This window comes from Blautia faecicola (genome assembly GCF_004123145.1).
In the GTDB taxonomy this organism is placed as follows: domain Bacteria; phylum Bacillota; class Clostridia; order Lachnospirales; family Lachnospiraceae; genus Oliverpabstia; species Oliverpabstia faecicola.
The window spans coordinates 2,497,151-2,508,333 of record NZ_SDKC01000001.1 but is presented as its reverse complement, the minus strand read 5'-3'; the positions used below and the strand labels follow the sequence as shown (position 1 = coordinate 2,508,333).

The 11,183-nt window shown below is 46.6% G+C and carries 12 protein-coding genes and 1 riboswitch; of the genes, 11 read left to right on the top strand and 1 reads right to left on the bottom strand.

From position 1 onward, the window contains the following. The first annotated feature begins 220 nt into the window (after positions 1-220). The 8 genes from ETP43_RS11290 to ETP43_RS11255 all read left to right on the top strand — a co-directional run bounded on the left by ETP43_RS11290 (position 221) and on the right by ETP43_RS11255 (position 5,935). Entirely contained in the window at positions 221-730 is a 510-nt protein-coding gene (locus ETP43_RS11290) for a helix-turn-helix domain-containing protein (RefSeq protein WP_129258156.1), read from the top strand. Positions 731-733: 3 nt separating this feature from the next. Further along, a complete protein-coding gene (locus tag ETP43_RS11285; protein ID WP_129258154.1) occupies positions 734-922 on the top strand; it encodes a cysteine-rich KTR domain-containing protein in 189 nt (62 codons plus the stop codon). A 100-nt stretch (positions 923-1,022) separates the two neighbouring features. Then, complete coding sequence (locus ETP43_RS11280; RefSeq protein ID WP_129258152.1) at positions 1,023-1,478, top strand: hypothetical protein; 456 nt, start codon at positions 1,023-1,025, stop codon at positions 1,476-1,478. Positions 1,479-1,575: 97 nt separating this feature from the next. Next, entirely contained in the window at positions 1,576-1,950 is a 375-nt protein-coding gene (locus ETP43_RS11275) for a hypothetical protein (protein ID WP_207668924.1), read from the top strand. 20 nt (positions 1,951-1,970) lie between these two features. Beyond that, positions 1,971-2,450 (top strand): hypothetical protein, encoded by a 480-nt coding sequence (locus tag ETP43_RS11270; RefSeq protein WP_164979693.1) that lies wholly within the window; start codon positions 1,971-1,973, stop codon positions 2,448-2,450. A gap of 74 nt (positions 2,451-2,524) precedes the next feature. Next, positions 2,525-2,917, top strand: a complete 393-nt coding sequence (locus tag ETP43_RS11265) for a C-GCAxxG-C-C family protein (protein WP_129258146.1) — start codon at positions 2,525-2,527, stop codon at positions 2,915-2,917. A gap of 129 nt (positions 2,918-3,046) precedes the next feature. Continuing rightward, positions 3,047-3,133: riboswitch (NiCo riboswitch) on the top strand. 116 nt (positions 3,134-3,249) lie between these two features. Then, positions 3,250-4,386: a cation diffusion facilitator family transporter gene (locus tag ETP43_RS11260; protein ID WP_243114260.1), complete on the top strand. Its 1,137-nt coding sequence runs from the start codon at positions 3,250-3,252 to the stop codon at positions 4,384-4,386. Between the two features lie 169 nt (positions 4,387-4,555). Next, entirely contained in the window at positions 4,556-5,935 is a 1,380-nt protein-coding gene (locus ETP43_RS11255; protein WP_129258142.1) for an MATE family efflux transporter, read from the top strand. Position 5,936: 1 nt separating this feature from the next. Here ETP43_RS11255 and ETP43_RS11250 read toward each other — a convergent pair whose 3' ends face one another. Then, complete coding sequence (locus ETP43_RS11250) at positions 5,937-6,779, bottom strand: AraC family transcriptional regulator (protein WP_022398579.1); 843 nt, start codon at positions 6,777-6,779, stop codon at positions 5,937-5,939. 151 nt (positions 6,780-6,930) lie between these two features. Here ETP43_RS11250 and ETP43_RS11245 point away from each other — a divergent pair, with 151 nt between their 5' ends. The 3 genes from ETP43_RS11245 to ETP43_RS11235 all read left to right on the top strand — a co-directional run bounded on the left by ETP43_RS11245 (position 6,931) and on the right by ETP43_RS11235 (position 11,155). Then, complete coding sequence (locus ETP43_RS11245) at positions 6,931-7,263, top strand: hypothetical protein (protein ID WP_129258140.1); 333 nt, start codon at positions 6,931-6,933, stop codon at positions 7,261-7,263. Between the two features lie 155 nt (positions 7,264-7,418). Next, entirely contained in the window at positions 7,419-10,175 is a 2,757-nt protein-coding gene (locus ETP43_RS11240; protein WP_129258138.1) for a translation factor GTPase family protein, read from the top strand. Then, complete coding sequence (locus ETP43_RS11235; protein WP_129258136.1) at positions 10,172-11,155, top strand: tRNA dihydrouridine synthase; 984 nt, start codon at positions 10,172-10,174, stop codon at positions 11,153-11,155. Before ETP43_RS11240 ends, ETP43_RS11235 begins: the two co-directional genes overlap by 4 nt. Positions 11,156-11,183: the final 28 nt, after the last annotated feature.

Sequence of the window (11,183 nt, the reverse complement as noted above, 5' to 3'; positions counted from 1 at the left end):
AAAATCCTGGAAACCTTTAGGTTTCCGGGATTTTTCTTTACTTACGCGAGCAACGAGTAAAATTCGCGAAGCGTATTTTATCTCGTTTTACGGGAAATTGCTTTCCTGCAAAGCACATTCTTTATACACAAAGCCAAACGGTAGAATAAAATAATCTTGATATTTTCAAAAATAAGAATATAATAAAAATATAGAATAATTGAAGGAGTGATAATAAAATATGGAGATCGCTGAAATTGTGATGAATCCGGTTCGGCAGAGGATCATTCAATATTTTCTGATTCACGAAACCGGTACAGTCAAAGAGGTTCGGAAGGCGTTGCCAGATATCCCAAGTGCAAGCCTGTATCGCCATATGAAGATCCTGACGGACAATTCCATGATTACCGTGGTGGGGGAAAATCGGATTCGCGGAACGGTGGAAAGCATTTATCAGCTGAATAAAAGTTTCATGGAGATGGATGATGCGGAAGGTGCGACGGTGCAGATGGCGCTTTTGAATATTTGTGCATCGTTTGCAAAATATTTTTCCGGAGAGCATGTGGACCCACGAAAGGATATGCTGATGATGAGTACCTGTACGCTGACTCTGACAGATGAAAAATTTATGGATTTTCTTACGGAGATCAATCAGATTGCGATGAAGTACATGAACACCGAAGTATGTGAAGGGAGCAAAACAAGGCAGATCACAGTAATCTCAGCCCCGATAGATGGGAAGGTGATGTAGTAAGTGGAGAAACAGGGACAATGGCTGCTGTGTCCGAGCTGTCACAGCAAGACCCGCGTATGGATCCGCGAAGATACTGTTCTGAAAAATTTTCTTCTCTTTTGCCCGAAGTGTAAACGGGAGGAACTGATCAATCTACAACAATTTCATATCACACGTTCGAAAAAGCCAGACGCTAAGACGCAGAGCTGAAACTGATGGAAGGAGTCAGATTCACTCTGCGTTATTTTATTGAAAATATAAATTTTAAGAAGCGGAACGATAAATGAAAATTCAGGAGAGGAGAATCACAATGAAATCACTCCATACGATTCAGAAACTTTCTAAACTAGGAGAAATCCTCAGCAAAACAGCTTTTATTTTTGCTGTGATCGGCTGTTGTGGATGCATCGCAGGAATGCTCAGTATGGGTTTTGGAAACGGAGAACTGCTCAGAATCGGTGCTATTACTCTGCATGGGCTGATCTATGAGAAATATGGATATAATGGTCGGAGCATTGCTGCAACGCTGTCTGGAAGTTTGCTTGTATGTGCCGGAGAAGCTGCGCTGGCGAAGTTCGCAGAAAGCTATTTCAGAAACGAACAGAAAGCGGAAACCCCATTCACATCTGCCGGGGCAAAAGAGCTGTTGCGACTTGGGATTCTGACGATTGCTGTTCCAACCGGCTGCGCGATGGCAGGAAGTATTGCAGAGGGGATTCTTGCAGGTTTTATGCAGGTGGAAAACACGGTAGAGAATATCGGGTGAAACGTAACAGACAGCGGAGCATCGATGCAGCTTCTTTTAACAGGTTTACCGCTGCTTTTGTGTATTATGTGCTCGGGTAGCAGTTTATCCTCTGCATTTGATACAGATATTGATGCTTCTTCTTTTTTCAGGCTCTTATGTGCTGCTCATGGCACTGGCTGGTCTGTTTCTTGGAGTTAAAATGCCGACATTGACATGGACCAACGAGATCATGCCCATGAAACAGGGAGGACCGGTAGTACTCACAGTATTTGGCGGTTTCGGATATATGGTATTGCTGTTCGTTGGATTTATGCTCCTGCCCGGATGGATGTTGGGCTTTTGCGGGTATGTGGGCTGCTTTGTGGGTGCAAATCTGTTTCTGACCGTGTGGATCTGGAAGTGGCTGCATAAAAAGGAGTTGCCCGTTTTTCAACTCTGTAATGGAGAAATAACAGTTTATGGGAGAACAATGAAAAAACATAAAAAATGATATATATAGAAAAATTGGAGATGGAAAGGAAAGCGAATATGATCAAAGAAAATAATATTCTGGAAAAAACACTGGAAATTGCTGAAAAAGGATATGGAACGTATCGCTGGAGTTATGACATGCGTTCTTACTTACCGGTGGCAGGAGCGATGAAAATGGTGCAAAAGAAAGAATATGAGAGCATCGCATGTGGTGGATTCTCAGCCGGATGCGATATGCTTTTACGCGCAATAGCATTTACATCTGTGCGCTGTGATCTGATGATCCTGCAAGGCCCGTGGATCCCGGTTCTGGAGGAGCATGCGGAAACTGTGGTTTCTGCAATCAGGGAAAAGAATATTGCGCTTCGGATTTTCTGCGGTTCGGAGGATGATGACTGTCTTCCGATGGCGAAACAACTCTATGAGGCTGCAAAATGGGGAAAATGTAATGTGAAATTTACGGTGCAGGAAAACAACCGGCACCAGTTCCCGGAAAAGATGTATACAATCCTGCATTGACTAAAAGTGTAAACCATTTATAATGTAGATAAGAAAGATTTTTCTTTTACATAAAATAAAGGAGAACACAAAAGATGACGATTGAAGAACGTGCAGCCCAGGCTGCACAATATAAAGCGACAGGAGCGTGCAACTGCACGCAGGCGGTGATCAAGGTATTTGAAGATAAGATTTCCACAGACGAAAAAGAACTGATGGAACTGACAGCAGGATTTGCGGCGGGGATGGGAAGTCTGGAGAGTACCTGTGGGGCATTGATCGGTGCAGTTATGACGGCGGGTGTCCTGACAGAAGGAAAAGGCACACCAAGATTTTCCAGAGAAATCCTGCAGAAATTTTCTGAAAAAAGCGGAGCTACCATCTGCAAGGAACTCAAAGGTGCTGGAACCGGAAAAGTCCTCTGCGAGTGCCCGGAATGTGTGCGAAACGCGGTACTGGCACTGGGAGAGACGCTGGGGGATCTGTAAGATATACAGGTCAGATTACTGAAATATATTTTATTCAGAACTAACAAAAGTTCGAATTTGAAAGCTCTTGCTAACCACCAAAAGGTATGATAAGATACTCAAAACGCAATTTGCACTGCATATCAATCTACAGTACAAACTGAGCAGGCGATGGAGATCCATGGGGCCGGGCCCGGTGAGGGCAGCAGATGAGAAAGCGACATCTGTGGGACAGTAGTTTACTTATATTGTCCCATGGGTGTTTTTTAGTGTAAAAAAGAAAACATTCAAAAAGCACGGGAGAATAACAGAAAAATGTTGCAGGCATAAGTTGAAAAATGGAGGTAAAACTTATGAAACAAAAAGATGATTCTGCAAAACGTGCAACGCTTGGAAAGCTGTCCGGTCTGGTGGGGATTGTGTGTAATGTCTGTCTGGCGGGAAGCAAGCTGGCGGTCGGAAAACTTGCGGGTTCCATGTCGATTACAGCAGACGGCTTAAACAACCTGTCCGATGCGGCAAGTTCCATCGTGACGCTGACCGGATTCAAACTGGCAGAGAAACCGGCAGATAAAGAACACCCTTACGGACATGCAAGGTTCGAGTATCTGGCAAGCCTTACGGTGGCAGTGATGATCTTGTTTATCGGATTCGAGCTGGCAAAAAGTTCGGTGGAGAAGGTGCTTCATCCGGTGGCAGTTGAATTTTCTCTGCTTTCGATGATTGTCCTGATCGCATCGATCCTGGTGAAAGCGGGAATGATGATCTTTAACACCCGGATGGGAAAAAAGATCGATTCCACGACTCTGCTGGCCACCGCGGCGGACAGCAGAAATGATGTACTGACAACAACAGCCGTTCTGATCGCTGCACTAGTGGAACATGCAACTGGATGGAAAGTGGACGGAATCATGGGAATTCTGGTCGCTGTCTTTATCCTCTGGAGCGGCATCGGGCTTGCAAGAGATACGATTTCACCGCTTCTCGGCGAAGGCGTGAAATCCGATTTTCGAAAAGAACTGACACAGGAGATCATGACTTATCCGATGGTACTTGGCTGTCATGACCTGATGGTGCACGATTACGGTCCGGGAAAATGCTATGCAAGTGTTCATGTGGAATTTGACAAAGACGACAATCTGCTGGCATGTCATGAGGTGGTGGATCAGATCGAACGGAAATGTCTGGAAGAATACGGAACGAATCTGGTGATCCATCTGGATCCAGTGATCACAGACGACGTGGAGATCAACCGGATGCAGAAACTGGTGAGACAGTGGCTGGCAGACAAAGACAGCCGTCTTGCAATGCATGATTTCCGGATGCATTCGTGTGACGATAAGACCAAAGTGGTTTTTGACCTGGTGATTCCGGATGAATTGCAGGGAAAAGAGGAAGAGATTAAAGAGGCACTGGAGAACTTTCTAAACCAGGGAGCGGGAGAGGAATACCAGGCTGATATCACCTTTGACCCGGAGACAGACTGGTAAAATGAATAACGGACTGCGAAAAGCAGAAAAGAGATCTTCTGGAGGAATGTGCCGGGGGATCTCTTTTGAATTAGCAGAAAAAATCATTGCATTTTTCCGCGGAATGATTATAATACCATAGGTAACAAAAATTGTAAGAGGAGAAAAGAAAAAAGAAAGGAAACAGGAAATGGAAAAAAACGGGGGAAACAGTACGATCCGGGATATGACATCCGGGAGTCCGATCAAGCTGATCATACAGTTTATGATTCCCATGTTTCTCGGAAACATCTTTCAGCAGTTTTATAACATCGCAGATTCCATCGTGGCAGGACAGTTCCTCGGAGTGCGGGCGCTGGCGGCGATCGGAAGTACCGGTTCGCTGATGTTTTTTGTCACCGGATGGCTGAATGGACTGAGCAGTGGATTTGCGATTCTCGTGGCACAGTGGTTCGGTGCGAAAAAATACGACCGGATGCGTCACTATGTGGCAATGTCCATCTATCTGATGGTGGCTTTTGCGGTGTCGATGACGATAGGCTTTGAGATCGCCAACCGCCCGATCCTGCATCTGATGAATTATTCGGAAGAGATCATGCCGGATGTAACTTCCTATATGGGAATCATATACGCCGGACTGATCGTAACGGCAGCCTATAACGCGCTGGCAGCATTTCTGCGTGCGCTTGGAGATTCCAAATCACCGCTCTATTTTCTGATCATTTCGGCGGTGATCAATGTACTGCTGGATATTGTATTTATCATCTACGTGGGAATGGGCGTGGAAGGATGTGCTTATGCAACCGTAATTGCACAGGCAATCTCAGCTGTTTTATGTCTGATTTATATTGTGAAGAAGTTCCCGATTCTGCATCTGAAAAAAGAAAACTTTACGGTCTCTTTTCAGGAGATGGGAAAACTTCTGGCACTCGGTATTCCGATGGCACTGCAGTTTTCCATTACTGCGATCGGTGTCATTGTGGTGCAGGGGGCAATCAATGTATACGGGGAAAATTATATGGCAGGTTTTTCGGCAGCAGGAAAACTGCAGAATATTTTCAGTACCGTATTTGTCGCTTTTGGTGCGACCATTGCTACCTATGTTGGACAGAACCGTGGAGCGGGGAAAATGGACAGAGTCAAACAGGGTGTGCGCTGTACGCAGCTGATGATCCTTGTATACAGCGTCTTTGCCATGCTGATCCTGTATTTCCTCGGAAGATATATGGCACTTTTATTTATTGATGCATCGGAGATACAGGTACTGGGTGTGGCGGAAACCTACTTCCACACAGTATTCTGGTGCTATCCGTTCCTTGGAAGCATCTTCCTGTATCGGAATGCCCTGCAGGGACTGGGCTATGGTCTGGTGCCGATGGTCGGCGGAATCTTTGAACTGGTGGCAAGAACCGGAATTATTATGCTGCTAGCAGGACACACCAGTTTTGCCGGTGTATGTCTGGCAGACCCGGCGGCATGGATCTCTGCGCTGATCCCGTTAATTCCGTATTATATTTACACGATGCGAAAATGGGAAAAACAGAGAAAAGCGCAGATGACAGCAAACTAAATTATTTTCGTGCCTGCTTCGGAGATTTGTGATATTTGTTTCGATACGCCTGATAGAAGGTTGTATAGTTGCGAAATCCGCTCTGATAGCAGGCATCGGTGACAGAAACGCCCTGTTCGATGGCATGGTTTGCCAGATAGAGACGTTTTTCTGTTACATATTTTCCAATCGTATACCCGGTTTCGTCACGAAACAGGTGCATCAGATAGGAACGGTTCAGAAAGGCAGCGTCCGCGATTCGATCGATGGACAGATCTTCGGTCAGGTGAGCATTGATATAGTCAAGAATCTGTAAAATCTGCGGGTTTGCGGTGGGAAGAACCAGGGAAATCTTCTGATTTTCCTGCTGTAACAGGTAGCGGTTTAACAGCAGCAGATATTCTGCGAATTTTAACTTCTGATAAAAAGGGGTGCCAAAATCATCCGAAGAAAAGGTTCCGATCAGCTCCTGCAGGACCGGATACAGCGAGCCGGAAAAATAATCGGGAATGCGGATCAGATTTTCATGCGCTTCGAGTGCATGCGAAAAACATCCGGAGAGATCACATTCCCCGGAAAGGGATGAAAAATAATCCGGCGAGATATACGCGATCAGCCTGGTATAGGTGGTACTGGGATGAACCACCGGACAGTGGATCTCGCCGGCAGGAATCAGCACCTGATCGCCCGGTTTCAGATCGTACTCCCGGCCTTCCACCCGGTAACTTACCGTTCCGTTCAGAAAGATCAGCAGTTTGTGGAAATCATGATAATGGTAGGTATATTCCCGCCCGGGCAGGTCTTCAAGATAAAACAGCCGGAACGGACTGTTGAGATAACCGCTTTTCTGATAAATATCTGGCATGGCAGCCTCCTTTGTGGTATGCTATATAAGCTTGTTATTGTCAGTATACAGCACTATTTTGAATATATACAGCAGAAAAAGAAAATTTATTTGAAAAATTTCTGCTATAATAAAAGTATCAAGAGGCGAAAAACGAAAAGGAGTAAAGGATATGGCCAGACAGATTATTTTTCATAAATATCAGGGAACAGAGAACGGATTCCTGATCTATGACATCAGAAAAAATGGTGGAGAGATGAATGATGGACTGCTGCATATGATCCAGAGCCGCAACTTTGGTATGGATCTGGATGGTATTCTGGTCGGACCGTATCTGATCGATGGCAGCCTGAAGATGAAACTGCTCGACCGCCAGGGAAATGAAGTAAGCATGAAAAAAGAGAGTGCAGATGTGCCGGTCTCTTATATGAAAGAAGCCGGTTATCTCCCGGGAGAATGTCCGCAGATGGAACAGAGACCGGAGAAGATTTATTGCTGGTGTTAAAAAATAGAATATCGAGAGTTTCCAATATGGACGAATGGACGAAAGCCCCTTTCTGTGTTATGATTATAAAATGCGACAAACTATTCAGTAGGTAGTATTCCGCGAAGGTACTGAACAGTTACAAATCATTATAACGACAGAAAGGGGCATTTTCGATGGCAGCTACATCAGAAAATAAACCGGAAAAACAGATTACGATGGGGATCCTGGCGCATGTGGATGCGGGAAAGACGACACTGTCCGAGGGGATTTTATATACCTGCAAGGCGATCCGGAAGCTGGGACGTGTGGATCACCAGGATGCATTTTTAGATACGAATACGTTAGAGAGAAACCGGGGAATCACGATCTTTTCGAAACAGGCAGAGTGTACGCTCGGCGAGTTCGGAATGACGTTTCTGGATACTCCGGGACATGTGGACTTTTCGGCGGAGATGGAGAGAACGTTACAGGTACTCGACTATGCGATCCTAGTCATCAGCGGAGCAGACGGTGTGCAGGGACATACCGAGACACTGTGGCGGCTGCTTTCCCGTTATCAGATTCCGGTTTTCTTATTTATCAACAAAATGGATCAGCCGGGAACCGATCGGGAAGCACTGCTTGCAGAAGTAAAGGAAAAATTAGATGCAAACTGTGTGGAGTTTTCCACAGATCAAACAGATGAGGAATGGAAAGAACAGGTGGCAGTCTGCGATGAGCAGGTGATGGAAGCGTATCTCGAGGGAGAGGAAATCAGCAGAGAGCAGATCAGGCAGATGATTCGGGAGAGAAAACTCTTTCCTTGCTATTTTGGTTCGGCACTGAAAATGACCGGTGTGGAGGAATTTCTGGACGATCTGAAACTCCGGATCCGGGAGACTTCTTATCCGGAAACGTTTGGAGCAAAAATTTATAAAATCACCAGAGACAATCAGGGAGAACGGCTTACCCATATGAAGATCACCGGTGGAACTCTGAAGGTAAAATCGGTACTCTCAAACGGCAGACCGGGAGAGACCGGAGAGAGCATCTGGCAGGAAAAAGTCAACCAGATCCGCATCTATTCCGGAGAAAAATATACGATGGTTTCGGAAGTGAAAGCGGGCACGGTCTGTGCAGTGACCGGGCTTACCGCGACCTATCCGGGACAGGGACTGGGAAGCGAACAGGCATCCGATATGCCGGTGCTCGAGCCGGTACTTTCCTATCGGATCGGTCTTCCGACGGAGGTCAATGTGCATCAGGCATTGTTACAGCTTCGACAGCTCGAGGAAGAAGAGCCGCTGTTACATATCGTATGGAATGAGACGCTTGGAGAAATCTATGCCCAGGTCATGGGAGAGGTACAGATCGAGATCTTAAAAAGTCTGATCAAAGAGCGCTTCGGCATGGCGGTGACCTTTGATGAGGGAAATATCGTCTACAAAGAGACGATTCTTGAACCGGTAGAAGGGGTAGGACATTTTGAACCGCTGCGTCATTATGCGGAAGTCCATCTCCTTTTGGAGCCGGGAGAGACAGGAAGCGGTCTTATTTTTGCTGCGGATTGCAGTGAGGATGTGCTGGACCGCAACTGGCAGCGGCTGATTCTGACGCATCTGGAAGAGCGGGAGCATAAAGGCGTCCTGATCGGTGCGCAGATCACCGATATGAAGATCACACTGCTGACCGGGCGGGCACATATCAAACATACCGAGGGCGGGGATTTCCGTCAGGCGACGTATCGTGCCGTAAGACAGGGACTTCGCAAGGCGAAAAGTCAGTTACTGGAACCGTATTATGAGTTCCGGTTGGAAGTGCCTTCGGAGCAGGTAGGACGAAGCATGACCGATATCCAGAAGATGCTCGGAGAATTCGATCCGCCGAAGACAGAAGGCGAGATGACGGTGCTGACCGGATCCGCGCCGGTTGTCACGATGCGGGATTATCAGAAAGAAGTAATCTCTTACACCAGTGGCAGAGGAAGGCTTTCGTGTACTTTAAAAGGATATTATCCGTGCCACAATCAGGAAGAAATTGTGGAAGCGGTCGGATACGATCCGGAAGCCGATCTTGAGAATCCGACCGGATCGGTCTTTTGTGCACACGGTGCCGGGTTTGTGGTCAACTGGGATCAGGTGGAAGACTATATGCATGTGGAGAGTGGCTGGAATGCACCTGCCGGTCAGGAGACGAAGCCGGAGAAGCCGGTGACCGCGAAAAACTGGAAAGAAGAGAATGAAAAATACTGGGCAACCGAGAAAGAACTGGAAGAGATCTTTGAGCGCACCTACGGTCCGATGCGGAAACTGGGAGAGGAAGCGCCGGCTGGACGGAGCGTAAAGGGATGGAAAAAGAGTCGCCGGGATCCTCTGGAGGGATACGGCAAATCGACCAGCGATTATAAGCAGAAAAAGACGCCGGACGGGGAGAAAGAATATCTGCTGGTGGACGGCTATAACATCATCTTTGCCTGGGAGGATCTGAAAGAACTGGCAGCATCCAACATCGACGGCGCCCGGGAAAAACTGATGGATATTTTATGCAATTATCAGGGATTTAAAAAGTGCACGCTGATTCTGGTATTTGATGCTTACAAAGTGAAAGGTAATCCGGGCAGCGTGGAAACATATCACAATATCCATGTGGTTTATACGAAAGAGGCGGAAACCGCCGATCAGTACATTGAAAAAACGGTGCATGAGATTGGAAGAAAATACCGTGTGACAGTTGCCACCTCCGACCAGCTCGAACAGGTCATCATCCTTGGCCAGGGGGGACGGAGAATGTCGGCTCGGGAACTGCTGGAAGATGTGATCGAAGTCCGACAACAGATACGGGAGACGGCAAGAGAAAAACGTTCCTCTGAGAAAAATTATCTGTTTGATCATCTGGACGAGGAGACCGCCGCGCGTATGGAACGGATCCGTCTGGGGGAGGAAGAAGTATGAAATACTACATGGCTCCTCTCGAAGAAGTGACGGGATATGTATTTCGCAATGCATATCACAGGTATTTTTATCCATTTGATAAATATTTTGCCCCGTTTGTTGCGGCAAAAGAACAAAAGGGACGGCTCTTTAATTACAAAGAGCGGAACGATATTCTGCCGGAAAATAACCGGGGGCTGGTGCTGATCCCGCAGATCCTGACCAACAACAGCGAAGCTTTTATACGCACCGCGAAAGGTATGCGGGAATTCGGATACGAAGAGATCAATCTGAATCTCGGCTGCCCGTCAAAAACAGTGGTAAACGGTGGCAGAGGTTCCGGGTTTTTACAGGACAGAGAAGGACTGCGTAAATTCCTAGACGAGATTTTTGAACAACTGGACATGAAAATTTCCATCAAGACCAGACTGGGACGTTACGATCCTGAAGAGATTGGACCGCTGATGGAGATTTTTAACGGTTATCCGCTGGAAGAGCTGATTATTCATCCGCGGGTGAGGGAAGATTTTTATGGTGGAACACCACGGCTGGATGCATTTTCCGGGGCGTACGAGGTGCGGAAAGCACCGCTTTGTTATAACGGCGATATTTTTACGGTGGAGGATCTGGAAAGGATAGAAAGAGAATTTCCACAGATTACAGCGGTGATGATCGGAAGAGGTGTTCTTCGACATCCGGGACTGACCGGGCAGCTGCATGGAAAGCATTTACCGGAAAAATCGGTATGGGAAGCATTTGCCGGACAGCTGAGGGATGAATATGTAAGAATCTCGATCAATGAAGAGAAGGCACTGTTTAAATTAAAGGAAATCTGGAGCTATCTGCGCTGGTCTTTTCCGGAAAGTACTATCTGGGACCGACAGATGAAAGTGGCAGGAGATCTGGAAACATTTCTTTATGGAATGAGAAAGCTTCTGGATACTTACGATCCGGAAAAAATACCGGAAAAGAGAGGAATTCCGGGGTTGCATAATAGATAAGAGAAAGATAAAATAATACTGATTGAAA

Excerpts from the sequence above, each read along its gene's own strand:
- ETP43_RS11290 (WP_129258156.1), top strand. The coding sequence starts at position 221 with ATGGAGATCGCTGAAATTGTGATGAATCCGGTTCGGCAGAGGATCATT.
- ETP43_RS11280 (WP_129258152.1), top strand. The coding sequence starts at position 1,023 with ATGAAATCACTCCATACGATTCAGAAACTTTCTAAACTAGGAGAAATC.
- ETP43_RS11270 (WP_164979693.1), top strand. The coding sequence starts at position 1,971 with ATGGAAAGGAAAGCGAATATGATCAAAGAAAATAATATTCTGGAAAAA.
- ETP43_RS11265 (WP_129258146.1), top strand. The coding sequence starts at position 2,525 with ATGACGATTGAAGAACGTGCAGCCCAGGCTGCACAATATAAAGCGACA.
- ETP43_RS11260 (WP_243114260.1), top strand. The coding sequence starts at position 3,250 with ATGAAACAAAAAGATGATTCTGCAAAACGTGCAACGCTTGGAAAGCTG.
- ETP43_RS11255 (WP_129258142.1), top strand. The coding sequence starts at position 4,556 with ATGGAAAAAAACGGGGGAAACAGTACGATCCGGGATATGACATCCGGG.
- ETP43_RS11250 (WP_022398579.1), bottom strand. The coding sequence starts at position 6,779 with ATGCCAGATATTTATCAGAAAAGCGGTTATCTCAACAGTCCGTTCCGG.
- ETP43_RS11245 (WP_129258140.1), top strand. The coding sequence starts at position 6,931 with ATGGCCAGACAGATTATTTTTCATAAATATCAGGGAACAGAGAACGGA.
- ETP43_RS11240 (WP_129258138.1), top strand. The coding sequence starts at position 7,419 with ATGGCAGCTACATCAGAAAATAAACCGGAAAAACAGATTACGATGGGG.
- ETP43_RS11235 (WP_129258136.1), top strand. The coding sequence starts at position 10,172 with ATGAAATACTACATGGCTCCTCTCGAAGAAGTGACGGGATATGTATTT.